Origin of the sequence: Streptosporangium sandarakinum, from assembly GCF_050942225.1 — a bacterium.
GTDB lineage: Bacteria > Actinomycetota > Actinomycetes > Streptosporangiales > Streptosporangiaceae > Streptosporangium > Streptosporangium nondiastaticum.
The window spans coordinates 5,385,024-5,409,353 of sequence record NZ_CP192034.1; the positions used below are offsets into that span (position 1 = coordinate 5,385,024).

The window sequence follows — 24,330 nt, forward strand, 5'->3', positions numbered from 1 at the left end:
TCATCGCGCCCCCCGGATCGCCGAGCATCATGGGTCGCCCGCAGAAGCGCCCGACGTCACGGGCCCCGGATCGCCGAGCACCGTGGCGCGTCCGCTGAAGCGTCCGACGTCACGGGCCCTCCGGCCGCCGGGTGCCGCGGCGCGACGCCTCCCACACGGAGGACTCGTTCACGATTTCCCATTGACGGAGTGAATACTCACTCCGTACGGTGAAGACATGGAGACCACATCCCCCCGGCGTAGAGCGCCGGGAATGAGCCCCGAGCGGCGGCGGGAGATGATCGTGCTCGCCGCCCTCCCCCTGGTCGCCGAGTACGGCACCGCCGTCACCACCAGCCAGGTCGCCAGGGCCGCCGGGATCGGCGAGGCCACGATCTTCCGGGTGTTCGCCGACAAGGACGAGCTGCTGGACGCCTGCGTGGCCGAGGCCCTCCAGCCCGGCCACGTGCTGGAGCAGCTCGCCGCCGTCCCGCTCGACCAGCCGCTCGCCGCCCGCCTGACCGAGGCCGCCGAGGCCATGCGGGCCCACATGACGCGGATCGGCACGGTCCTCGGCGCCCTGCACGCCTCGGGCCACCGCTCGTCCCGCGACCGGCGCCCCTCCCCCGGGGACCGTACGGACGCGCCGACCGGCACCGCGGGCGAGGAACCCACCGGCGGGACGGCCGGCGAGGCGGCCGCCGGCCGGCCGGGCGGGTCGCATCCGCCGGGCGGCCGGGAGGCGTCCCTCCGGCGGACCCGCGAGGCGCTGGCCGAGCTGTTCGAGCCGGACCGCGAGGCGCTGCGCCTTCCCCCGGAACGGCTGGCCGCGCTGTTCATGGACCTGATGTCCGCCGGGAGCAGGCGATCGGCCGGCGACACCGCGCCGGACGTCGCCGAAGTCGTGGACGTGTTCGTGCACGGCGCGCTGGCCCGTCCCGGCTCCGCCGAGGAGGGCGCGAGGTGACCGTCACGCTGAACCACACCATCGTCCCCGCCCGTGACAACGGGCGCGCGGCCCGGTTCTTCGCAGACGTCATGGGCCTGGAGTGCCTGCCTCCGGCCGGGGCGCGCGGCCACTTCGCGCCCGTCCGGGTCAACGGCTCCCTCACCCTCGACTACATGACCGTCGAGGACCCCGAGGGGCACCACCTGGCCTTCGACGTGGACCCGGCCACGTTCGACGCGATCCTGGCCCGGCTCCGGGAGCGCGGCGTGCCGTACGGCAGCCACCCCGCCGACCGCGCCAACGGCCGCGTCGACCACCCGCTGTGCCCGCGCGGCCTGTTCTTCTCCGACGACTCCGGCAACCTCTACGAGGTCATGTCCCCCGAGTAGGCGCCGGGGACGAGGCCGATCCGGAGGGTGGCGACGGGGTCGCCGGTGGCCGATCGGAAACCACCGGATACCTGTACGTTGTAGATTCTTCCGGGACGTTCCCCGATCATGACGGCGAACCGTCCCGGAACCGGCGGGGCACCGGCCGCCGGGGAGGGGCGCGGACCCGCGAGGAGGGCCTCGATGAGACCGGTACGGTCGTTCCCCAGGCTGAGCCCGGCCGAGCGCCGGGTCTGGAACGCCTATCCCACGGGCGCCTGGGTGGACCTGCGCACCGGCGACCCGGAGGAGGACGACCCGGCGAGGGGCGCCGGGTGGGGGCCGGAGCGGACGGTCCGCGCGGAGGTCCTGGCGGCGCTGCTGCGCGGCGCGCGGCAGGCCGCGCAGGGCGGGACCGCCGGGCTGCGGCTGGCGGGCGCGCGGGTCACGGGTCCGCTCGACCTGTCGGACGCCACCCTCACCGGCAAGCTGCACCTGCTCAACTGCCACCTGGCCGGGGCCGTCTCCCTCAACGACGCCACCGCCGTCGGCGTCCGGTTTCGGGGGTGCGACCTGGAACGCGTCCGGGCCACCCGGTGCACGGTCAAGGGCCTGCTCGACTTCGACGGCTCGACCGTCCACGCCGGGATCCGGCTGGACAACGCCGAGGTGAACGGCCAGCTCAGGCTCTCCCGGATGCGTCTTTCCGCCCCCGGCGAGCGGCTCAAACCGGGTGCCAACTGGATGGTGGACACCCGCCGGACGATCTCCCCCGAGGAGGCGCGTGAACGCCGCCTCGACCAGGTCCGCCACGCGCTGTGGGCCGGCGGTCTCACCGTCACCGGCGCGACGTTCATGCGGGACACGCACGTCACCGGCGGCCTGCGGCTCATCGGGGCGAAGCTCCGGAGCGGCATCTACCTGCAGGGGTCGGTCGTCACCGCGACCGGGCCGCACGCGGTGACGGCCGACATGCTGGAATGCGGGTCGGCGGAGTTCAGCGCCGGGTTCACCGCGACCGGCACGATCCGGATGCGCGGCGCGCGCGTCGGCGGGACGCTCTCCTTCTCCGACGCGACGCTGAAGGCCCCCGGCCGGGTGCTGCACCTCAGCCACGCCCAGGTGGACGAGGTGATCCTGACCCCGGAGTCGATCGAGGGGGAGGTCAACCTGGGCTACTCGCGGATCGGCGTCCTGCTCGACCGGCCGGACGCCTACCCCGGCGGGGTCCACCTCAACGGGCTGGTCTACGAGGCGCTGCGCGGCCCGTGGAGTGTGGCCGAGCGGTTGTCGTGGGCGAGCCGGGACCCGGACGGCTACCGGCCCCAGCCGTACGAGCAGCTCGCGGCGTGGTACCGGCGGATCGGCCACGAGCCGGACGCGCGCCGGGTGCTGCTGGCCAAGCAGCGCGACCGGCGCGGCACGCTCCGGCCGGCCGGGCGGGCGTGGGGCGGGCTGCTCGACCTCGTCGTCGGGTACGGCTACCGCCCCTGGCTGGCGGCCCTGTGGGCGGTGGTGCTGCTGACCGCCGGGACGGTGGCCTTCGGCGCCGTACCGCCGGTGAAGATCGACCCGGAGGAGGTCCGGGTCTTCCAGCCGTTCACCTACACCCTCGACCTGCTGGTTCCGGTGAGCGTCTTCGAGCAGCGGGGCGCGTGGGATCCGGTGGGCTGGACCCGGTGGCTGGCCTGGACCCTGATCGTGTCGGGGTGGATCCTGGCCACCGCGCTGATCTCCGGGGCCGCGCGGGTGCTGCGGCCCGGCCCGGCCGCGTAGGGGCTCCGCCGTACGGCCCTGCCCCGGCGTTGCGGGCCCCCGCGCGGGGAACCCGCCGTACGGCCGGCTACGCGGCGCGGTCGTCCACCCGGAAGCGGGGCAGCGAGTCGGGGTACTTCTCCTGGATGAACCTGACCATGTGCTCGCGGATGTCGCACTTGAGGTCCCAGGCGCTGGGCGAGTCGGCGGCGCTCATCAGCGCGCGCAGTTCCACCAGGCCGTTGGGCAGGGTGTCGACGACCTGGAGGACCCAGTCCTTCTGGTCCCACAGCGGGTGCTCGCGCAGGGCGCGGTACAGCTCGGTGCGCAGCTCGTCCACCGGGACAGACCAGTCGACGCGGAGCATCACCGCGCCGATCACCCGGCTGCTGTGGCGGGTCCAGTTCTCGAAGGGGTTGGTGGTGAAGTAGGAGACCGGCAGCACCAGCCTGCGCTCGTCCCACAGGTGCAGCACCACGTAGGTGAGGCTGAGCTCCTCGATGCGGCCCCATTCGTCCTCGACCACCACGACGTCGTCGAGCCGGAGCGCGTCGCTGAAGGCGAGTTGCAGCCCGGCGAGCAGGTTGCCCAGGGTCGACTGGGCGGCGACACCGACGATCACGCCGGCGATTCCGGCGGAGGCCAGCAGTCCGGCGCCGAGCGCGCGCACCTGGGGAAAGGTGAAGAGCATCGCGCCCAGCGCCACCACAATGATCACCGCTGAGGCCACCCGGCGGACCAGGGTGATCTGGGTGCGGATGCGGCGGGCCCGCCGGTTGCGCTCGCCCTCGACGGTCACCAGCCGTTCCAGCACCACGTCGGTGACCGCGTAGGCGGCCTCGATGACCAGCCAGGAGACGACGCCGATCATGGCCAGGCCGAGCACCTGCTCGATGCCGTCGGCGAACGGTCCCTCGGCCATGTTCGGCTGGTAGACCGTCTTGACGGCCGCGACGACCGCCGTGGCCAGGGCCGGCCAGGCGCAGCGGCACACGAGCGGACCGGCGAGGACCCATTTCTCGCCGACCAGCCGCGACCGCAGTACCCGGCGCACCACCTCCACCGCGGCGGCGGCGGCGATCACCGTGATGAGCATGATGATCCATCTGGACAAGATCGGCTTTCCTCCCGTCGTCGGTCCCCTCACGGGGGTTGCCCACGGGCCCGCCGCGTATTCAGAAGGATTCGTCGAATGTGACGTTCCCCTCAACGGCTATCTGGTAGGCCGAAACGCGCCGCTCGAAGAAGTTGGCGAGTTCCTGGACGTCCTGCAGCTCCATGAAGGCGAAGGGGTTGGCGGTGCCGTACCTGACGGGCAACCCGAGCCGGACCAGGCGCTGGTCGGCCACGTACTCAAGGTACTGCCGCATCCGGTCCACCTCCATCCCGGGCAGCCCGTCGCCGCACAGGTCGGCGGCGAAGGCCAGCTCGGCGGCCACCGCCTCCTCCAGCATCCGGGTGACCTGCCCGCCCAGCTCGTCGTCGAACAGTTCGGGCTCCTCCGCCCGTACGGTGTCCACCACGGAGAAGGCGAACTCCATGTGCATGGACTCGTCGCGGAACACCCAGTTGGTCCCCGTGGCCAGGCCGCCCAGCAGGCCCCGGGAGCGGAACCAGTAGACGTAGGCGAAGGCGCCGTAGAAGAACAGTCCCTCGATGCACGCGGCGAAGCAGATCAGGTTGAGCAGGAACGCCCGCCGGTCCTCGCGGGTCTCCAGGCGGTCCAGCCCGCCGAGCGAGTCGATCCACCGGAAGCAGAACTCGGCCTTGTCCCGGATCGAGGGGATGTGCTCGACCGCGGCGAAGGCCCGGACCCGCTCGTCGTGGTCGGGCAGGTAGGTGTCCAGCAGGGTCAGGTAGAACTGGACGTGCACCGCCTCCTCGAACAGCTGCCTGCTGAGGTACAGCCGCGCCTCGGGGGCGTTGACGTGCCGGTAGAGGTTGAGGACGAGGTTGTTGGCCACGATCGAGTCGCCGGTGGCGAAGAAGGCGACGAGCCGGTTGATCAGGTGGCGTTCCTCGGCCGTCATCCTGGCGAGGTCGGGCAGGTCGGAGGAGAGGTCCACCTCCTCCACGGTCCAGGTGTTGCGGATCGCGGCGCGGTAGCGCTCGTAGAAGTCCGGGTAGCGCATGGGGCGCAGCGTGAGGTCCATTCCGGGGTCGAGCAGCATCGGCGGAGCCCTCCGTGGGGTTCGGGTGAAGCGGGACGAGAAGACGCGCGACGGACGCGCGGCGACCCGGACGCGGTGCCGGATCGTTGAAGCGGGACGAGAAGACGCGCGACGGACGCGCGGCGACCCGGGCGCGGTGCCGGATCGGGAGGCGGGACGCGGCGCGGGCGCCCGCGAGGGGACGCCCGCGCGGCGGGCGCTACTGGCAGGCCTCGCAGTACTCGGGGTTCTCCAGCGAGCAGGCGACGGCCTCCGGCTCGGGGACGGCCCTGGCCACGGTGGTCTGCGCGATCCGGGTGGCCGGGCGGGACCGCAGGTAGTAGGTCGTCTTCAGGCCGGACTTCCAGGCGTAGGCGTACATCGAGGAGAGCTTGCCGATGGTCGGCGTGGCCATGAAGAGGTTCAGCGACTGCGACTGGTCGATGTACGGCATGCGCGCGGCGGCCAGGTCGATCAGCGCCTTCTGCGGCAGCTCCCAGGCGGTGCGGTAGAGCGCCCTGAGGTCGTCGGGCACGCCGGGGACGTCCTGGACGGAGCCGTCGGCCCGCTTGATCGCGTCGCGGATCTGCGGGGTCCACAGGCCGCGCTCGGCGAGGTCGCGGACCAGGTAACGGTTGACCTGGAGGAACTCTCCCGAGAGGGTCTCGCGCTTGAAGACGTTGGAGACCTGGGGCTCGATGCACTCGTAGCAGCCGGCGATGGAGGCGATGGTCGCGGTGGGCGCGATCGCGATCATGAGCGAGTTGCGCAGGCCCGTCCCGGCGATCCTGGCCCGCAGCGCCGCCCACTCGGCCGACCGCCCGGCGCCGTAGTGGTCGGGGTGCAGCACGCCGCGGGCGGCGCGGGTCTCGTCGTAGGAGGGGTGGCGGCCCCGCTCGACGGCCAGGTCGGCGGAGGTGGCGTAGGCGGCGAGCGCGATCTCCTCGGAGATCCGGGTGGACAGCTCCAGCGCCTCCGGGGAGTCGAACGGCAGCCGCAGCGTGAAGAACACGTCGGCCAGGCCCATCAGGCCCAGCCCGATCGGCCGCCACCTGCGGTTGGCGGCCTCGGCCTCGGGGGTCGGGTAGAAGCCCAGGTCGATCGTGCGGTCCAGGAACCGTACGGCGGTGCGGACGGTGGCGCGCAGCCGCGCCCAGTCCATCCGCCCGCCGTCGAGGTGGGCGGCGAGGTTGATCGAGCCGAGGTTGCACACGGCCGTCTCGGCGTCGCTGGTGACCTCCAGGATCTCGGTGCAGAGGTTCGACAGGTGGATGACGTTCCCGGGGCGGGCCGTCTGGTTGGAGGTGCGGTTGGCGGCGTCCTTGAAGGTCATCCAGCCGTTGCCGGTCTGGGCGAGGGTGCGCATCATCCGGCCGTACAGGGCGCGGGCGGGGACCTGGCGGACGTAGCGGCCCTCGGCCTCGGCGGCGCGGTAGGCCGTGTCGAACGCCTCGCCGTACAGGTCGGTGAGGTGCGGGACCTCCCTGGGGTCGAACAGCGACCAGGTGCCGTCGGCCTCGACGCGGCGCATGAACTCGTCGGGGATCCAGTTGGCGAGGTTCAGGTTGTGCGTGCGGCGGGATTCCTCGCCGGTGTTGTCGCGCAGCTCCAGGAAGTCCTCGATGTCGGCGTGCCAGGTCTCCAGGTAGACGCAGGCCGCGCCCTTGCGGCGGCCGCCCTGGTTGACCGCGGCGACGCTCGCGTCCAGGGTGCGCAGCCACGGCACGACGCCGTTGGAGTGGCCGTTGGTGCCGCGGATCAGCGAGCCGCGCGAGCGGATCCGGGTCCAGGAGACGCCGATGCCCCCGGCGTACTTCGACAGCCGCGCGACCTGCCCGTACCGCTCGTAGATCGCCTCCAGCTCGTCGCGGGGCGAGTCGAGCAGGAAGCAGGAGGACAGCTGGGGCCGGCGCGCCCCGGAGTTGAACAGGGTGGGCGAGCTGGGCAGGTAGGCCAGGGTGGACATGAGCCGGTACAGCTCGGCGGCCTCCTCGACCGTCTCCGACAGGCCGCACGCCACCCGCAGGAAGAAGTGCTGCGGACGCTCCAGCACGCCGCGGGTCTCGGGGTGGCGCAGCAGGTAACGGTCGTAGACCGTGCGCAGGCCGAAGTACTCGAACCGGGCGTCGGCGGCGTCGTCGACGAGGGCGTCCAGTTCGGCGGCGTGCGCCGCCACGAAGGCGGCCAGGCCGTCCTGCAGCAGCCCGGCGGCGTGGGCGGCGGCGACGGACCCGGCGAAGGTCCGCACGCCGTGGGCGGCGGCCTCGTCGGCGATCAGCCCGGCCAGCAGGCCGGCGGCGACCTTGGAGTTCTCCGGATCGGTGACCACCCGGGCGGCGGCCTCCTCGATGGCCAGCCGGCGGCCGGCCAGATCCTCGCGTGCCTGCCCGGTCTCCTCGGCGGCGTCGGCCACGATCGGTGCCACGTGCTTCTCCCTGGCGTGCTCGGTGCTTCCCTGTACGGCTCCCGCCGGGTGAGGGCACGCGTCGGAGAACGGTCCGCGGACATGCCGGGCCGCCTCGTCCGCGGGCCCGCCCTCGAGGCCCTGGACATCTGTGCGGGGAGAGACGGCCGCGCCGCGCGCCCCGGGGCCGCCTCACGCGGCCCCCGGCACCCGGTCCGGTCCCCTCCCCCGTCGCCGGCAGGTCTTCGGACTCACGGGCGCCTGGCACATGCCTACTGGCCGTCGCTTCCCGGGCATTGCCCAGTGCTCGCCTGACGGCGGTCGTTCCCGTTCACCGCTGCGGGGCAGCCCCGGATTCCCACCGGGTTCCCTCTTGCCTCGCCTTCACGGGAAGGCGAGCCGGCAACGACGAGGATCCTACATGTAGTGGCGGCGGACGCAACTACCCCAACAAGTTGTGGCGAAGGCTTTCAGCAAACCGAGATCACGGAGCACGTCCCGGGCCCGGCCGGTCTCGCCGGTCAGCCACTGGCGGAAGTCGTCGCCGCTGAGGTAGACCCGGCTCCAGCCCCTGGCCTCGCACATGGCCCGCCAGCGCGGCGAGGCGTCGAGGGCGTCGCACAGGGCCACGGCCCGGTCCCGGTCGTCCGGGCCCATGTCCCGCGGGCCGAACACCCCGCACCAGTCGGTGTACTCCAGCCGGACGTCCATCTCCATCAGCGTCGGCGCGTCGATCCCGGGGAGCCGGTCCGCGGAGGAGACCACCAGGGGCCGCAGGCGGCCCGCGGCGATCTCGCGCGTGAAGGAGCGCGCCGAGCCCAGGATCGCGGCCACCCGGCCGTCACGGAGCGCCTCGACGGCGTCGGCGGTGCCGGGATACCCGGCGTACTGCAGCAGCCGGGCGTCCGCCCCGAGGCATTTGGCGATCATGCCGTAGAGCACGTGGTCGGAGCCGCCCTCCAGGCGCCCGCCCATCACCAGCCCGCCCGGGTCGCGGCGCAGCAGCGCGGCGAGGTCCTCGAAGGAGCGCAGGCGGGAGCCGGGCAGGACGACCAGGGCCGCCCAGTCACCGGCCAGCCGGGCCAGCGGGGTGGTGGAGTCGGCCACGGCGGCGGTGTCGGCGATCTCCGCCCCGGCCACCGCGGGCATCCCGGCGAGGAGCAGCCTCCCGGCGCGGGAGAACGGCTCGCGGGGGAACGGCCCGCGGGCGGACCGCTCCCGGGACGGCGGCCCGGCGAGCGCCGCCAGGGCGTCACCCGCCGGGCCGCCCGGGTGGTCCTCCACCGCGGTCGCCCGCGCCAGCCCCTCCTCGTCCACGACCGCGGCCATGCCGCGGGCGAGGGTCCCAGTCGTGCCCGCGGCCCGCGGGCACGATGAGGGTCAGCCCGCCGGTGAACGGCCGGTCGGGGCCGCCGCAGCCGCCGCAGCCGCCGAGGACGGCGAGCCCGACGGCGAACGAGAAGAACCGCCTCCGGTGCACGACGCGCCCTCCCCCCGAGACCCCCGATACCTCAGGTTACACCTATGTCACTTTCTGTGACATATGGTGGGGTTGCCGGGAGGAGGAACGACGGGGTCACTCCACGGTGACGCTCTTGGCGAGGTTGCGGGGCTTGTCGACGTCGCGGCCCAGCGCCACGGCGGCGTGGTAGGCCAGCAGCTGGAGCGGGATCGTCAGCAGGATCGGGTCCAGCTCGATCTCGTTCCTGGGCACCACCACGCAGTCGTCGGCCAGCTTCGGGTCGGCCGTACGGTGCCCGACCATGAGCACCCGGCCGCCGCGCGCCCGGATCTCGCCCAGCGTGGTGAGGTTCTTGTCCAGCAGCTCGTCGTCGGGGACGATCGCCACGGTCGGCGTCTCCGGGCCGATCAGCGCCAGCGGCCCGTGCTTGAGCTCGCTGGCCGGGTAGGCCTCGGCGTGCACGTAGGAGATCTCCTTGAGCTTCTGCGCGCCCTCGCGGGCCACCGGGTAGCCGCGGACCCGGCCCACGAACATCATGCTCGCCGCGTCGGCGTACTTGTCCGCCAGCTCCTTGATCTGCGGCTCCAGCGCGAGGATCTCCTCGATCTGGCGGGGCAGCCGGCGCAGGCCCTCGCAGATGCGGCGGCCGTCGGCCGGGGACAGGTCGCGCACCCGGCCCAGGTGCAGCGCGAGCAGCGCGAACGCCACGGCGGTCGAGGTGAACGCCTTGGTGCTGGCCACCGACACCTCGGGACCCGCGTGCAGGTACACGCCGCCGTCGCACTCGCGGGCGATCGCGCTGCCCACGGTGTTGACGATGCCGAGCACCCGCCCGCCCTTGCGCTTGAGCTCCTGGACGGCGGCGAGGGTGTCGTAGGTCTCCCCCGACTGGCTGATCGCCACGTACAGGGTGTCGGGCTCCACCACGGGGCTGCGGTAGCGGAACTCGCTGGCCGGCTCGGCGTCGGCCGGGATGCGCGCCAGCTCCTCGATGAGCTGGGCGCCGATCTGGCCGGAGTAGTAGGCGGACCCGCAGCCGATGATCTTCACGCGGCGGAACGACCGGCTCTCCCGCGCGTCCATGTTGAGGCCGCCCAGGTGGGCGATGTGGAAGCGGTCGTCGAGGCGGCCGCGCAGCGTGCGGGCCACCGTCTCGGGCTGCTCGGAGATCTCCTTGAGCAGGTAGTGCTCGTAGCCGCCGGTGTCGTAGTGGCCGGCCTCCCAGTCGACGGTCAGCGGCTCCTTGGCGGTCTCCCGCGCGTCGCCGCCGAACGTGGTGAAGCCGTCGGCCCGCAGCACCGCGAGCTCGCCGTCCTCCAGGTGGACCACCTGGCGGGTGTAGCGGACCAGGGCCGCGACGTCGGAGGCGGCGAACATCTCCTTCTCGCCGATGCCCAGCACGATCGGGCTGCCGTTGCGCGCCACGACCACCTCGCCGGGCCGCCGGGCGTCGATCACCGCGATGCCGTAGGTGCCGACGATCCGCTTGAGCGCGGTGCGGACCGCCTCCTCCAGTGAGTCGGACTCCTCGACGGTGCGGGCGATCAGGTGCGCCAGCACCTCGGTGTCGGTCTCGGAGACGAAGACCGCGCCGTCCGCCTCCAGTTTGGCGCGCAGCTCGTCGGCGTTCTCGATGACGCCGTTGTGCACGACCGCGACGCGCTCGTCGGTGGACAGGTGGGGGTGGGCGTTGGCGTCGCTGGGCGCGCCGTGGGTGGCCCAGCGGGTGTGCCCGATGCCCAGGGTCCCCTTGAAGCGCGCGGGCACGACGGCGGCCAGGTCGCCCACCCGGCCCTTGACCTTGCGCATCTTCAGGCCCTTGTTGGAGACCACCAGGCCGGCCGAGTCGTAGCCGCGGTGCTCCAGCCGCGCGAGACCCTCCAGCAGAATCGGTGCCGCGTCCTTAGGCCCCACGTAGGCCACGATCCCGCACATGTGTCCGCTCCTTACCCGTAGACGATCCGGCGCAGCTGGCGCAGGGTGAGTTGGGGTGCCGCGACGCGCCGGGCGGGCAGCTCGGCGGCGATCCGGGGGAAGATCTGGTCGTTGACCAGCCCCTTGGCCTTGAGCTCGGCGTGACGGCGCCGGACGAACTCCTCGACGGGCTCGGAGAAGTAGGCCAGCACGTCCGCCACGACCCGCGCCGCCTCGCCCGGGCCGAGGGAGCTCGTCCGGACCAGGTGGGTAATCAGCTCCTCATGGGACTGCCATGCCGCGGCCACAGGGCAGGACCATACGCATAATCAACGTCAATTACCAATTTTCCTGCCCGGTTTCGGGCAGAGATCCCGCCCTCAGCCGTACGGCGCCCGCACCCTGGGACGGTGAGTAGTCTCTCATAACCCTGGGTAGCCAACTGGCCGGAGGAACACCATGCGCCGTCTGACGGGCCCCGCCGTCCTTGCCGCCCTGACCCTGCTGGTCCCGCCGCCCCCGGCGGGAGCGTCGTCCCCGGCCGGCCGGCAGGCGGCCTTCGCCCGGGCCGCGCTGAGGTACGGCGTGCCGGAGAGCGTGCTGCTGGCGGTCTCCTACCTGGAATCCCGGTGGGACGCCCACGACGGCCTGCCCAGCGTGTCGGCGGGTTACGGCCCGATGCACCTGGTCGACCCCTCCGCGGGCGCCATGGCGGCCGCGGCCGCCACGCGACCGGCCGGGGACGCCGGGGACACGGCGCACCCGTCCGGAGACGCGGCCCGGGAGTCCGTCGGGGACGAGCGGGCCGCCGCGCCGCGGGCCGTACCGCCCGCCGACACCCTGCACCGGGCCGCGGAGTTGACCGGCCTCGCCCCCGCCGAGCTCCGCCGGGACCCCTCGGCCAACATCCTGGGCGGCGCCGCGCTGCTGGCCGACCACCAGCGGCGCGCCGGCGGGCGGCCCGGGGCGGACCCGGCGGGCTGGTACGGCGCGGTGGCCCGCTACTCCGGCGCCACGGACGCCGGGACCGCCGCGGCGTTCGCCGACGAGGTGTACGCGACGATCCGTTCCGGCGCCGCGCGGGTGACCGACGACGGCGAGCGGGTGGTCCTGCCCGCCGACCCCGCCGCGACGCCGGAACGGGGGCCCGGGGAGACCGGACTGCCCGCCGCCCCGGCGTCCACCGCCCCCGACTGCCCGCCCGCCCTGGCCTGCGAGTGGCTCCCGGCCGCCTACCGGCGGCTGAGGAAGGGCGGCCACGGCAACCACGACCGCTACCCGGGGACCCGCCCGATCGACTACATCGTCATCCACGACGGGGAGTCGCCCTACGACGTCATGACCCGGCTGGTCAAGGACCCCACCTACGTGAGCTGGCACTTCACCCTGCGCTCCAGCGACGGCCACATCGCCCAGCACCTGCGGGCCGACGACGTCGGCTGGCACGCGGGCAACTGGTACTTCAACTCCCGCTCCATCGGCCTGGAGCACGAGGGCTACCTCGCCAGGGGGGGCGCCTGGTACACCGAGGCGATGTACCGGGCCTCGGCCCGCCTGGTCCGCTACCTCGCCCGCAAGTACGACGTCCCCTTAGACCGGGCGCACATCCTCGGCCACGACAACGTGCCCGGCGCCACCCCGGCGACGGTGCAGGGCATGCACGAGGACCCCGGCCCCTACTGGGACTGGGACCACTACTTCACGCTGCTCGGCAGCCCGCTGACCGGTGTCCGCGGCCGGGAGGTCTCCCTCGTCTCGGCGGCGGCCGGGGCGCGCCCGGCGAACTCGGCGCGCTCCGTGATGATCAAGCCCGACTACGCCGCCAACACGTCCTTCTTCAGCGGCTGCGCCAAGTCGGGCCGGTGCCGCCGCGGGTCCGGAACGGTCTGGCTGCACGTCCGCCCCTCCCCCGCCTCGCCGCTGGTCCGCGACATCGGCAAGCACCCCACCGGCGCGTCCACCTACAGCGTGTACGACCACGCGGGACGGGCCTCCACCGGCCAGCGTTACGCCTTCGCCGGCCGCCGCGGCGACTGGACCGCGATCTGGTACCTCGGGCAGCGGGCCTGGTTCTACGACCCGGCGGGGGCCCGCAGGTCCGTGCCCGCCTCCGGCCCCCTGGTGACGCCCCGCCCCGGCCTCGCCTCCGTCAAGGTGTACGGCAGGGCCTACCCGGAGGCGTCGGCCTACCCGCCGGGCATACCGGTGCAGCAGCCGGCCCCCCTGCAGTACACCCTCCCGGCCGGGCAGTTCTACAGCCTCGGCCTGACCCGCCGCGCCTCCTACCTCCACACGGGCGGCTTCTCCCCGGCGTCCCACCGCGTCATCGCGGGCCGGACGCGCTACCACCAGATCCAGTTCGGCCACCGGGTCATGTTCGTCCGGGCGGAGGACGTCACGGTGGTGCCCGGCTGAGGACCGCGCGACAGGGCCCGGGGCGCCCCGGGTCCGGCCGGGAGCCACCCGGAAATCCGCGCTCCGCCCCCCGATCATCGCCTGGTTGTCCCCCGGTTGCGCGCAAGCACGCTCCGGAGGCGCTAGAGTTTTCTCGTGCCCCGGACGACAGGCCGGGGAGCACGCGGAAGTGGCTCAGTGGTAGAGCATCACCTTGCCAAGGTGAGGGTCGCGGGTTCGAATCCCGTCTTCCGCTCGACAGACCCTCAGGGGTCTGACTGGTGGAGTGGCCGAGAGGCGAGGCAACGGCCTGCAAAGCCGTGTACACGGGTTCAAATCCCGTCTCCACCTCGGCGCGCGGACGCCGGACCCGCGAGGATCCGGTAAAGTAGCGCATGTGTCCCGGCCCGCAAGCCGGGGAGCACGCGGAAGTGGCTCAGTGGTAGAGCATCACCTTGCCAAGGTGAGGGTCGCGGGTTCGAATCCCGTCTTCCGCTCTGGTTTTCCGAGGACGATTAGCTCAGCGGGAGAGCGCTTCCCTGACACGGAAGAGGTCACTGGTTCAATCCCAGTATCGTCCACCGACAGAGATCCCCGGGTCCCCGACCCGGGGATCTCTTCGTTCTCCCGGCCGTTCCCGCCGCCGATCACCCGCTTCGGACCTGCCGTTCCTGCCGTCCCGCCGCGGTTCTCCTTCCGGGTTCCCCGCGTTTCCGGTACGCGCCGGAGATCGGCAGGAGGCAGCATCGGTACATAACCCAGAATCCACTCATCGCTTATGCTCTTTTGACCATCGCGAAAGGGGCGAGCCTGTGCTGCGTGTGGTGGTCGATCCGGAGGTACCCGCGGACGTCGCCGACCTCATGCGGCGGAACGGCCCGCTGCTCTCCCGCTACCGGACCGGCTGGAACCCCGAGCCGAGCGGTCCGCGCGTCCCCGTCGCCGCCCTGATCCCCCTCGGGGCGCTGACGGTCCTGACGGTCCTCGTCACGCTGCTCACCGGCGCGACCGGGCTGTTCCTGGCCACCCTCTGCACCGTCTACCTGATGGTCCTCGCCTGCGTCCACCTCGCCAGGAAGCCCCTGCCGGCCGACTCGGTGGAGCGCGTGCTGTACCGGCACTCGCGGCTGTACCAGGGCCGATTCCTGGTCCTGGAGGACTTCGACGTCCCCTCGCGGGCCCTGCTCGGCCGGGTTCAGCAGGCGATCGACCGCATCATGGGCTCGCGGGTCAACGCCATGGGCATGCTCGACAGCGTGCGCAACTCGGTGATGCTGCCCGCCGAGGAATGGGAGATCGCCCGGCTGCTGACCAAACTGTCGGCCCTGCGGGCCAGGCACCGCCACCTGGCCCGCGGCGGCCGGACGCCGGAGGTGGCCGCCGCCATGGCGCCGCTGGAGCGGGCGCTGTCCGCCAGCGAGGCCGCCGTCGTCGCCCGCGTCGAGGCCCTGGAGCGCTACGCCCGCCACGTGGCGCGGGCCGACCGCGCGCTGGCGTCGCGGGGGCAGATCGAGGCCCTGCTCGCCCACCTGCCGGAGTACGAGCAGCTCGTCGCGGAGACGGGCGCCGCCCGCTTCTCCGCGCCGGAGATCGGCACCCTGAGCGAGGACGCCGCCCGGCTGCAGCAGGCGCTGCGCGACAGCGTCCGCTCCGCCCACGAGGCGTTCCGGTATCTCGAAGGCTGACCGGCGCCCCGGCGGCCGAGGCGGACGAGACGATCCCCACCGTGCGAAGGGAGTGAGCCCGTGCAGCGGGTGACGGTCGACCCGGAGGTGCCGGCGGAGGTGGCCGAGCTGTTCCGCCGGAACGCCCGGCTGCTGTCCCGGGTCAGGGCCGGCTGGCAGCCCGCCCCCGTACCGGCCCGCGAGGAACGCAAGGCCCGCGCGCCCAAGGTCCGCGTCGTCGTCCTGTCGGGCGTCCTGCTGGGCCTGCTCGCCATGAACATCGGGCGGCTCCCCTTCTTCCTGATCGGGATGCTCGCCTTCGTGGCGCTGATCGGCACGCTCGCCTCCCAGCAGTTCCCCGAGGGCGGCGAGGAGGATGACGACGCCGACGACCACGAGATCGCCCGGCACGCCCACTGGTACGAGGGCCGCTACCTCCTGCCCGAGGACTTCGACGACGCCGCCGGGCCGCTGCTGGAGCGGACCGGGCAGGCCGTCGACACCGTCATGCGCTCGCGGGTCAACGCCCTGGGCATGCTCGACGACGTGCGCAACTCGGTGATGCTGCCCGCCGAGGAGTGGCAGATCGCCCGGCTGCTGGCCAAGCTGTCGGCGCTGCGCGGCGAGCACCGCGACCTGCTGTACGGCGGCGGCACCCCGGAGGTGGCCGCCGCCATGGCGCCGCTGGAGCGGGCGCTGTCCGCCAGCGAGGCCGCCGTCGTCGCCCGCGTCGAGGCCCTGGAACGTTACGCCCGCCATGTGACCGAGGCCGAGCGGGCGCTGCGCGCCCACGAGCAGATCGAGCTGCTGCGGGAGCGCCTCCCCCGCTACGAGGAGCTCCTGGCCGAGACCGGCGCCGACTCGGCGGCCGTACCGGAGATCGACCGGCTGGCCGGGGACGCCGGGCGGCTGGAGCGGGCGCTGCGCGACAGCGTCCGCTCCGCGCACGAGGCGTTCCGCCACCTCGACGGGCCGCCCGGGGACGGGCCGCCCGTTCTCGGATGATTCGTCTGGGTATGGTCACCGCATGACGGAACAACCGGTGCTGGTCTACGACGGCGACTGCGGCTTCTGCACGTCCTGCGTCCGGTTCGCCGAGCGCCGGATCGGGCTCCGGGCCCGTGCCGTACCCCTGCAGACGGCCGACCTGGCCGCGCTCGGCGCCACCCGGGAGCGCGCCGAGCACGAGGTGCTGTGGGCCGAGGACGGCAGGCTGTACGGTGGGGCGCAGGCCGTCGCCAGGCTGCTGATCTCCGCGGGCCCGCCGTGGAGCGCCGCGGGGTCCCTGATGCGCCTCCCCCTGCTGCGGCAGGTGGCGGGGTGGGGCTACCGGCTCGTCTCCGCCAACCGCGGCCGCCTGCCCGGCGGCACCCCCGCCTGCTCCGTACCGGAGGTACACCGATGACCGTCCTGCTCACCGGTTTCGAGCCGTTCGACGGCGACACCGTCAACCCCTCGTGGGAGGCGGTCGGCCTCGTCCCCGGGGTGCGGGCCGTACAGGTGCCGTGCGTGTTCGGCGCGGCGGTGGAGCGGCTGCGGGAGGCCGTCGCCGAGCACGACCCCCGGGTGGTCGTCTGCGTCGGGCAGGCCGGCGGCCGGGCCGACGTGACGGTCGAGCGGGTGGCCGTCAACCTCGACGACGCCCGCATCCCCGACAACGCCGGGCGGCAGCCGATCGACGAGCCGGTGGTGCGCGGCGGGCCCGCCGCCTACTTCGCCACGTTGCCGGTGAAGGCGTGCGTGGCCGCGGCCCGGGCCGTCGGGGTGCCGGCGAGCGTGTCGCAGAGCGCCGGGACGTTCGTCTGCAACCACCTCTTCTACGGCCTGATGCACCTGATCGCCACCGAGCGGCCCGACATCCGCGGCGGGTTCGTGCACGTGCCGTTCGCCCCCGGGCAGGTCGCCGACCGGGCCGCGCCGTCCATGCCGCCGGCCCTGGTCGCCGAGGCGCTGACCGCGATCGTGACCGCCGCCTCGTCCATGGACGGCGACCTGCGCCTCGTCGGCGGCTCCCTGCACTGACGGCGCAGGCCCCGGAGTCAGAGCGGCACGCCGTACACCGCGCGGCGGCGCGCGAACTCGGTCACGCTCCACAGCGTCCCGCGCTCGCGGACGCAGGTGAGGTCCTCCGGGCCCACCGGGTAGGACCGCCTGGTGACCGTGTCGCCGGCCACGATCAGGACGCCGTTGCGCGTCGAGCCGGCCGCCTGGCTGAGATACCAGGTGCCGCCGTGGGAGAGCGCGCCCTGGATCCTGGGCTCGGGCAGCAGGTAGGCGTCCTGGGCCGCGGCGACGCCGCCCGCGTCGGCGCGCAGCCCGCCGCCGGGCGCGAGCGGCCAGCGGGCCACCCTGCCGGGCGTGCCGGGGGCGTCGACGTACTCGCCGCCGACCAGGGTGTGCACCGGGCCCGTCCGGTCGACGGAGGCGAAGGAGAACCGGGCGTCGCCCGTCGCGGTCCAGGCGCCGGTCTGCGGCATCACATAGCGGTAGCCGAAGGCGTTGTAGGTCGCGCCCTTCCTGCCGATGGTGGTCTTGGAGTCGCCGTTCACCTCGTAGATGTGCCGGGTGTCGAAGACGCGCAGGCCGCGGCCGGTGTCGGCGACGTACAGCAGGTCGCCGTACCAGGCGACGCCGCCGGCGTGGATGTCGATGGGGGCGATCCCGCCGTCTGGCCGGGCCGTCACGAGCAGGACGTGCCGGTAGCGCAGCGCCGCGGCGTCGAGGAAGGACAGCCGGACGCCGCGCTCGGGCTCGTTCGTCGGCTTGAAGTACCAGCTCACCACGAACACGTCACCGCCGGTCCCGGCGTCGGAGGAGCTGGTCAGGCCCTGCGGGTACCAGTCGGTGACGGCGTTGTCGGCGTCGTCGAAGCAGTACCAGTCCACCGGCCGGGGCCGCATGCCGGTGAACGCCCCGGCGCCGGACGCCCCCTTCCTGACGGCGACCCGGTTGGCCTTGGCCAGGACGGTGGCGAGGGGCACGCGGTCGAGCCGTTCGCCCAGCGCGCGGGCGCCGGACGGCAGGTCGCCGTCGTTCCGCCTCAGCTCGAACGGCTTCACGGCCGTGGTCTTCATCGCACTCATGGGGGGCGTTCCTCCTCCGGTCGCCGCCGGGCCCGGCGGGTCGAGACGTGGAGTTCACGAGTATGCCGAGATCCGGATCATTCGGAAGCCCCCCTGTCCCGAAGCCCCCTGCCCCGGGGCCCTGACGGCCGGATCCGCGCGCCGCGGGTGGTCGGCCGACGGCCGCGGAGACCGGGGACGGCGGCGGAAGGCGTCACAGCGGCCAGGTGTGCACCGGCTCCCCGGTCAGCGCCAGCTCCTGGTAGCGGGTCACCATGCGCGCCCGCGCCGCCGGGTCGGTGCCCAGCTCGGCAAGCTTCTCGCGCTGCCAGACCGCGCCGGTACGGCGTCGCCCGGCGCGTTCCCGGATGACGTCGAGCGCCCGCTCCGCCTCCCGCGTCTCGACGCCGGCCCGTGCCAGGCCATCCGCGGCCACGGGCAGCAGGTCCTCGACGAGCCGGTGCGCAGGGACCTCCCCGTTCCGGCCCGGCCAGGACATCGGGGCGTCCAGGCCGCTGATCGCGGCGTGGTAGAAGTTGCGGTAGGCGCAGGCGAAGGGCGACTCGTGCACCGGCTCGTCGGCCATCGCCAGGGTGAGGCCGAGCATGAAGGCGGCGTTGGCCACCATGTCGGCGGGGGTCGGCCCGGCGGGCAGCGCCCGCATCTCCACCCGCAGGTGGCCGCCGTCGGCCGGGTCGTAGACGGGCCGGTTCCACAGCCACACCATGCCCTGGTGCAGCCGGAGCTCGGCCAGCTCCGGGGCCCCGCCCGCGGTGTCCGGGGCGTCGGTGAGCACCGGCACCACCGGCTCGTACTCGCGGACGCACATCTCGAACAGCTCCTCGGCACCGCCGACCCACCCGGAGCCGAAGGCCACCCGCCGGTCCCTGCGGTCGAGCCGCTCGACGTCGCGGTCGTCGGCCGCCTCCTCGAACAGGGCGATCCTGGTCTCCTCCCACAGCCGCCTGCCCAGGAAGCCGGGCGAGTTGCCGCTGACCGCGAGGACCGGGCCGACGGCGAGCTGGGCGGCGTTGTAGACGCGGGCGAAGTCGGCCGGGGCCGTACGCAGGTGGACCTGCCAGGAGGTGTTGGCGCTCTCCAGGATGACGCCCTCGACCTCCAGTTCCAGCTCCTCGGCGCCGCTGATGCGCACCCGGAACGGCTCGGCGCGCAGCCGGCGCATGCCCCGGGTCATCGCCCGGTAGCGGGCCTCGTCGCTGAGCGCCTCGTGGGTGAAGTCGAACTCGCTGAGGGAGGGCAGGATCCCGATCGCCACGGACCGGCCGCCCTGCGCCGCCGCGGCCTTGTCCACCAGGTCCATGGTCTCGCGCAGCTCGGCGGCCATCGCGGTGAAGGGCCGCCCGGCGAGCGGCAGCGGGGTCAGGTTGACCTCCAGGTTGAACCTGCCCAGCTCCGACACCAGCCGGGCGTCGGCCGCGGCCTCGCGCACCTCACGGTTGCGGTGGAGCGGCCGCCCGTCGGGGGTGGTGAGGAACAGCTCCAGCTCGGCACCGATGGTCAGCGGGCCCTCGCCGAAGCCGGGCCGGGCCAACGTCTCACGCAGCGTGGCCACCTGTTCCGCCAGCCGCTCGCCGAAGCGGACGAACTCCGCCTCGGAGAATCGGTCCTTGTCGAGTTGCCGGCCCATCGCACCATCCGATCAGTTGGTCCTCGTGACCCCCTCCTACTCTCCCAGGTGAGGGCTTCTAATCAGCCGAGCGGGTGGGGGATGGATCACAATCCGCGACGGGGGCGGACGGCTCCCCGCGGCCCGGCGGCGTCCGCACCGATCACCCGCCGGTCACCCGGTGATCGCACCGGACGGGGACGGGGTCGCGCCGGGTTTCCCCGTCCGCTCCCCGACGACACCGACAAACCACCTCAACGTTCTCCAAATGCTGAGATCGCGGTGATAACGTCCCAGGTCATGCGTCTTGACGACCTCGCCCTGCTGCACGTCCCCGGCAGCATCGCCCTGCACGACGACCTCCTCCTGGTCGACGTCGCCCGCCCCGACCTGGAGGCGGACGCCTACCGCGGAAACCTGTGGCGGGTGCCGCAGGACGGTCCGCCCGTCCCCTTCACCCACGGCGACCTCGACACCGCCCCCCGCGTCTCCCCCGACGGCGCCTGGGTGGCCTTCCTGCGGGCGAAGGAGGGCGGCCGGCCGCAGCTGCACGTGATGCCCGCCCACGGCGGCGAGCCGCGTCCGATCACCGACCTGCCGCTCGGCGCCGGCGCACCGGTCTGGGCCCCCGACTCCCGCCGGATCGCGTTCGTCGCGCGGGCCCCGGAGGAGGGCCGCTACGGAACCGAAGAGGGCGTGGACGCCGCCGCCGAGGCGCCGCGCCGCATCACCGGCCTGAGCTACCGGCGCGACGGCGTGGGCTTCACCTTCGACCGGCGGTCGGCGCTGTTCGTGGTCAACGCCCTCGCCGACATCCCCCAGCCGGTGCGCCTGACCGACGGCCCCTACGACGTCGACACCCCCGCCTGGACCCCCGACGGCGAGCACCTGCTGGTCTCGGCCCCCCGCGACCTCGACGGCGACAGCCTGCACACCGACCTGTACGCGGTCCCCGCGGCGGGCGGCGCGCCGGTCCTCGTGGTGCGCGGCGAGGGGCGCGCGAGCCACCCCGTGGCGCTTCCCGGCGGGGAGGTGCTCTACCTCGGCACGGCCTTCTCCGGCATCCACTCCGTCGCCCGCAACACCGGCCTCTACCGCGCCCCGCTGCGGACCGGCGGCGAACCCGCGGCCGGGACGCGCATGACCGAGGAGGAGTCCGTCGACTGCGAGGCGCTGGAACCCGTACCGGTCGAGGACGGCGTCCTGGTGGCGGTGCGCACGCGCGGCGCCACCGAGCTGCTGCTCGTCCCGGCGACCGCCGAGGACATGCCGCTGGAGAAGCTCGGCCGGGTGCTCGGCGAGCGGGCGGCCGTCAGCGCCTTCACCGCGCACGGCGGGCGGATCGTCGCGGTGGTCTCCACGCCCGAGTGCCCCGGCGAGGTGGTCACCCCCGAGGGCAGGCTCGCCGATTTCTCCGGGCCGCTGGCCGGGGTCCGCCCGCTCCAGGAGATCACCGCGGTGGCGCCCGACGGCTACCCGGTCCACGGCTGGCTCGTCCTGCCCGAGGGCGAGGGGCCGCACCCGGTCCTGCTGAACGTGCACGGCGGCCCCTTCTACCACCACGGCTGGGGTTTCTTCGACGAGACCCAGGTCTACGCCGGCGCGGGGTACGCGGTGGTCCTGCCCAACCCGCGCGGCTCGGGCGGGTACGGCCAGGCCCACGGCCAGGCGGTCGTCGGCGCCTTCGGCACCGTGGACGTCGATGACGTCCTCGCCCTGCTGGACGCGGCGCTGGAGCGGCCGGAGTGCGACGCCGGGCGGGTGGGCGTGATGGGCGGCTCCTACGGCGGGTTCATGACGAGCTGGCTGGCCGCCCACCACGGGGAGCGGTTCAGGGCCGCCTGGAGCGAGCGGGCGGTCAACGCCTGGGACTCCTTCGCCGGCTCCTCCGACATCGGCTGGTTCTTCGCCGACGCCTACTGCGGCCCCGACCTCGAGGTCCAGCGCGCGATGAGCCCGCTCTACCACGCCGACAAGATCGACATCCCGTTCGCCGTGGTCCACTCCGAGGAGGACTGGCGCTGCCCCGTCGAGCAGGCGCAGCGGATGTACGTCGCCCTGCGCCGCAACGGCGTCCCGGCGGAGTTCCTGCTGTTCCCCGGTGAGGGCCACGAGCTCACCCGCAGCGGCCGCCCCCGGCACCGCCTGCAGCGGTTCGAGGCCGTCCTCGAATGGTGGTCGCGCCACCTGTCGTAGGCCGTTCCCGGCGGTTCGTCCCGGCGGTGCCGACGCGGGCCCGCCGGCCGTGGACGCGAGAACGTGTCCACGGCCGGCGGGCCCGCCGTGTCTCGTCACGGCGATGTCCGCCCGCGGTCTCGACCGGTTCGCCCCGCTACCGCCACTGGTCCGCCCCGCTGCCGCCGTCACCGCCGCCGCGACCGCGCGAGGGTGGCCGGCGTGTCTAGCCCGTGAGGACCGACAGGACGGATTTCGTGACCGTGTCCGCGGCCTCCTCCGAGGCGAGGCGGCCCGCGCGCACCTCCTCCGCGGCCCCGTGCAGGATGTACTGCACGACGCTGACCAGCCAGCCGACCGGCAGATCCGCGCGGAAGACGCCCTGGTCCCGGCCGCTGCTGATGAGTTCGGTCATCCGGCGGACGGGCTCGGCGTGAAGCTCGTGCACCCGCCCCGCGGGAAGGACCTCCGCGGCCGCGGTCAGCAGGGCCGCCGACTCCGCCACGACCTCCCAGCTCGACGCCAGCAGGCGGGTGACGGCCCCGCGGGCGTCTCCGGCCAGGTCCACGGCCGCGAGGGTCTCGTCGCCGGCTCGTATCGCGTCCCTCAGGGCGGCCTCGACCAGGTCGGCTCGCGTACGGAAGTGCCCGTACACCGTCATCCGCCCCACCCCCGCGGCACGCGCGATGTCGTCCGTGGTCGCGCTCGGGTCCGCGCTCAGCAGGGTGCGCGCCGCGGAAACGATTCGGGCGATGCTGCGCTCGGCGTCGGCTCGGCGCCTGGGGCGCGCGGATGGTGCGGTCATGCCTCCAGCTTAACCCGTATGCATACATACGAGTTACGGTCTACAGTGCAAGCTCGTACGCGGAAGTACGAGTTACATGTATGGAGGGCTCCAATGACCCGACCGACGGCGGCGGAGACGTCGCCCCAACCCGTCCACCCGGCGAGGTGGCGCATCCTCGGTTTTCTCGGCGTGGCACAGCTCATGCTGATCCTCGACGTCACGGTGGTGGCCATCGCGCTGCCCCACATGGAGACGGACCTGGGGCTCAGCCGCGAGGCGGTGGCCTGGACGGTCAGCGCCTACACCCTCACCTTCGGCGGGCTGATGCTGCTCGGAGGGCGGATCACCGACCTGCTCGGCGCCAAGCGCGTGATGCTCGCCGGCCTGCTGGTCTTCACCGCGGCGTCGCTGGTCACCGGCCTGGCCGGCTCCGCGGGCATGCTCGTGGGCGGTCGCGTCGCACAGGGCGTCGGAGCCGCGCTCCTCTCCCCCGCCGCCCTGTCCCTGGTGGTGTCCCTGTTCGACGGGGAGGAGCGGAACAGGGCCCTGGGCATCTGGTCGGCGCTCGGCGGCGGTGGCGCCGCGCTCGGCGTCCTCCTGGGCGGCCTGCTCACCGCCGGCCTCGGATGGCCCTGGGTCTTCCGCATCAACGTCCCCATCGGCCTGGTGATCGCCGCGGCACTGGCCGCCATGCTGCCGGCCCGGCACACCTCTCCCTCCCGGCCCCGGCTCGACGTCCTCGGCGCGATCCTCGTGACCGCCTCCTCCGCCTCCCTGATCTACGCCCTCATCGCGGCCGGCGAACGGGGGTGGCTGACCGCGCTCACCGGAGGGCTCGTCCTGGCGGCCGCGGTCGGCTACCTGCTGTTCACGATCTGGCAGCGGCGGGCACGCTCACCCCTGATGGACGTCCGGCTGCTGGCCCGGCGGCCCGTGACGACCGGCGCGTTCCTCATCATGATGGCCACCGCCCTGATGATCGCCGTGTTCTTCCTCGGCACCTTCTACTTCCAGCACGCCCTGGGGTACGGGGCGCTGCACACCGGGCTGCTGTTCCTCCCGGTCGCCGTGGCGACGATGATCGGCGCCAACCTGACCGGGCGCCTGATCGGCCGGTGGGGCGGACGCCTGCCGGCCGTCGTGGGACTGGCGCTCGCGGCCGCCGGCATGGCCGTCCCGGCGGTTTCCCTGGACACCGTCACCGTCGTCGCCGGTGTGGCCGTGGCCGCCGCCGGGACCGGCGCGATGTTCGTCGTCGCCTCGGCCACCGCGCTCGGCCAGGTGGCGCCTCACGAGGCGGGCGTCGCCTCGGGAATCGTCAGCACCTTCCACGAGTTCGGCGCCTCCATCGGCGCCGCCGTCATGTCCAGCGCCGCGGCCGCGAGCCTGGCCGGGACCACATTGAGCGGCTTCACGAGGGGGTTCACCGTGGCGGCGGCCGCCGCGGCGGTCGGCCTCGTCATCGCCGCGGTGCTCACCCCCGGCCGCCCGGGGCGGTAGGCCGAGGAGTCCGAGGGGTGCACGGCGCCGCCGGTCCCCGCCTTTCCCGCGCTCCGCGGCGCGGCGGGGTCCGGCACGGGAAGCGGGACGGCGGGCGCCGTGCCCGGCGGGCCCGCGGCGGTCCGCGTCCCGGGGCGTCC

Annotated in this window: 19 protein-coding genes, 4 tRNA genes and 1 riboswitch; of the genes, 14 read left to right on the top strand and 9 right to left on the bottom strand. The window is 73.7% G+C overall.

Translation table 11 applies throughout. The annotated features are described in order from the left end of the window. Positions 1–253: 253 nt before the first annotated feature. The 3 genes from ACQP10_RS25130 (at position 254) to ACQP10_RS25140 (ending at position 3,072) form a co-directional block, all read left to right on the top strand. Entirely contained in the window at positions 254–946 is a 693-nt protein-coding gene (locus ACQP10_RS25130; protein ID WP_433539832.1) for a TetR/AcrR family transcriptional regulator, read from the top strand. After that, complete coding sequence (locus ACQP10_RS25135) at positions 943–1,317, top strand: VOC family protein (RefSeq protein WP_355641811.1); 375 nt, start codon at positions 943–945, stop codon at positions 1,315–1,317. Before ACQP10_RS25130 ends, ACQP10_RS25135 begins: the two co-directional genes overlap by 4 nt. A gap of 183 nt (positions 1,318–1,500) precedes the next feature. Next, entirely contained in the window at positions 1,501–3,072 is a 1,572-nt protein-coding gene (locus ACQP10_RS25140; RefSeq protein ID WP_433539833.1) for a pentapeptide repeat-containing protein, read from the top strand. A gap of 67 nt (positions 3,073–3,139) precedes the next feature. Here ACQP10_RS25140 and ACQP10_RS25145 read toward each other — a convergent pair whose 3' ends face one another. The 6 genes from ACQP10_RS25145 to ACQP10_RS25170 form a co-directional block, all read right to left on the bottom strand. Further along, positions 3,140–4,165, bottom strand: a complete 1,026-nt coding sequence (locus ACQP10_RS25145) for a mechanosensitive ion channel family protein (protein WP_346022706.1) — start codon at positions 4,163–4,165, stop codon at positions 3,140–3,142. A 61-nt stretch (positions 4,166–4,226) separates the two neighbouring features. Then, entirely contained in the window at positions 4,227–5,222 is a 996-nt protein-coding gene (locus ACQP10_RS25150; RefSeq protein WP_179827617.1) for a ribonucleotide-diphosphate reductase subunit beta, read from the bottom strand. Positions 5,223–5,421: 199 nt separating this feature from the next. After that, positions 5,422–7,626, bottom strand: coding sequence for a ribonucleoside-diphosphate reductase subunit alpha (locus ACQP10_RS25155; RefSeq protein WP_312873611.1), 2,205 nt, complete (start codon positions 7,624–7,626; stop codon positions 5,422–5,424). A gap of 198 nt (positions 7,627–7,824) precedes the next feature. Then, positions 7,825–8,024: riboswitch (cobalamin riboswitch) on the bottom strand. Then, on the bottom strand, positions 8,023–8,934 hold the full coding sequence (locus ACQP10_RS25160; RefSeq protein WP_433539834.1) for a Bug family tripartite tricarboxylate transporter substrate binding protein: 912 nt from the start codon (positions 8,932–8,934) through the stop codon (positions 8,023–8,025). (Overlaps the previous riboswitch by 2 nt.) A 247-nt stretch (positions 8,935–9,181) precedes the next feature. Beyond that, on the bottom strand, positions 9,182–11,002 hold the full coding sequence (gene glmS / locus ACQP10_RS25165) for a glutamine--fructose-6-phosphate transaminase (isomerizing) (protein WP_179827615.1): 1,821 nt from the start codon (positions 11,000–11,002) through the stop codon (positions 9,182–9,184). A gap of 11 nt (positions 11,003–11,013) precedes the next feature. Next, positions 11,014–11,289: a hypothetical protein gene (locus ACQP10_RS25170; RefSeq protein ID WP_179827613.1), complete on the bottom strand. Its 276-nt coding sequence runs from the start codon at positions 11,287–11,289 to the stop codon at positions 11,014–11,016. Between the two features lie 151 nt (positions 11,290–11,440). Here ACQP10_RS25170 and ACQP10_RS25175 point away from each other — a divergent pair, with 151 nt between their 5' ends. The 9 genes from ACQP10_RS25175 (at position 11,441) to pcp (ending at position 17,061) form a co-directional block, all read left to right on the top strand. Then, positions 11,441–13,396 (top strand): N-acetylmuramoyl-L-alanine amidase, encoded by a 1,956-nt coding sequence (locus ACQP10_RS25175; RefSeq protein ID WP_433539835.1) that lies wholly within the window; start codon positions 11,441–11,443, stop codon positions 13,394–13,396. A 163-nt stretch (positions 13,397–13,559) separates the two neighbouring features. Further along, a tRNA-Gly gene (locus tag ACQP10_RS25180) sits at positions 13,560–13,631 on the top strand. A 24-nt stretch (positions 13,632–13,655) separates the two neighbouring features. Then, positions 13,656–13,726: transfer RNA gene (locus tag ACQP10_RS25185), tRNA-Cys, on the top strand. 74 nt (positions 13,727–13,800) lie between these two features. Then, positions 13,801–13,872 (top strand) — tRNA-Gly (locus ACQP10_RS25190). Between the two features lie 12 nt (positions 13,873–13,884). Continuing rightward, positions 13,885–13,956: transfer RNA gene (locus ACQP10_RS25195), tRNA-Val, on the top strand. A 231-nt stretch (positions 13,957–14,187) separates the two neighbouring features. Next, positions 14,188–15,060 carry a hypothetical protein gene (locus tag ACQP10_RS25200; protein ID WP_389996237.1) on the top strand — a complete coding sequence of 291 codons (873 nt, stop codon included), beginning with the start codon at positions 14,188–14,190 and terminating at the stop codon, positions 15,058–15,060. Between the two features lie 60 nt (positions 15,061–15,120). Then, positions 15,121–16,044, top strand: a complete 924-nt coding sequence (locus ACQP10_RS25205) for a hypothetical protein (RefSeq protein ID WP_312873610.1) — start codon at positions 15,121–15,123, stop codon at positions 16,042–16,044. A 22-nt stretch (positions 16,045–16,066) separates the two neighbouring features. Further along, complete coding sequence (locus ACQP10_RS25210) at positions 16,067–16,444, top strand: thiol-disulfide oxidoreductase DCC family protein (RefSeq protein ID WP_346022709.1); 378 nt, start codon at positions 16,067–16,069, stop codon at positions 16,442–16,444. Next, complete coding sequence (gene pcp / locus ACQP10_RS25215; protein WP_179827607.1) at positions 16,441–17,061, top strand: pyroglutamyl-peptidase I; 621 nt, start codon at positions 16,441–16,443, stop codon at positions 17,059–17,061. Before ACQP10_RS25210 ends, pcp begins: the two co-directional genes overlap by 4 nt. 17 nt (positions 17,062–17,078) lie before the next feature. Here the strand turns inward: pcp and ACQP10_RS25220 are convergent, their stop codons facing one another. Together ACQP10_RS25220 and ACQP10_RS25225 are read right to left on the bottom strand one after the other, a co-directional pair. After that, a complete protein-coding gene (locus ACQP10_RS25220) occupies positions 17,079–18,122 on the bottom strand; it encodes a hypothetical protein (protein WP_346022710.1) in 1,044 nt (347 codons plus the stop codon). Positions 18,123–18,315: 193 nt separating this feature from the next. Then, the gene (locus tag ACQP10_RS25225; RefSeq protein ID WP_433539836.1) at positions 18,316–19,749 is read right to left on the bottom strand and encodes a glutamate--cysteine ligase; all 1,434 of its coding nucleotides are present in this window, start codon (positions 19,747–19,749) and stop codon (positions 18,316–18,318) included. Positions 19,750–20,028: 279 nt separating this feature from the next. Here ACQP10_RS25225 and ACQP10_RS25230 point away from each other — a divergent pair, with 279 nt between their 5' ends. Beyond that, positions 20,029–21,924 (top strand): S9 family peptidase, encoded by a 1,896-nt coding sequence (locus ACQP10_RS25230; RefSeq protein ID WP_433539837.1) that lies wholly within the window; start codon positions 20,029–20,031, stop codon positions 21,922–21,924. A gap of 205 nt (positions 21,925–22,129) precedes the next feature. Here ACQP10_RS25230 and ACQP10_RS25235 read toward each other — a convergent pair whose 3' ends face one another. Next, positions 22,130–22,708, bottom strand: coding sequence for a TetR/AcrR family transcriptional regulator (locus ACQP10_RS25235; RefSeq protein WP_389996250.1), 579 nt, complete (start codon positions 22,706–22,708; stop codon positions 22,130–22,132). A 93-nt stretch (positions 22,709–22,801) separates the two neighbouring features. Between ACQP10_RS25235 and ACQP10_RS25240 the strand changes: the two genes are divergently transcribed. Then, positions 22,802–24,190, top strand: coding sequence for an MFS transporter (locus ACQP10_RS25240; protein WP_389996253.1), 1,389 nt, complete (start codon positions 22,802–22,804; stop codon positions 24,188–24,190). The last annotated feature ends 140 nt before the right edge of the window (positions 24,191–24,330 follow it).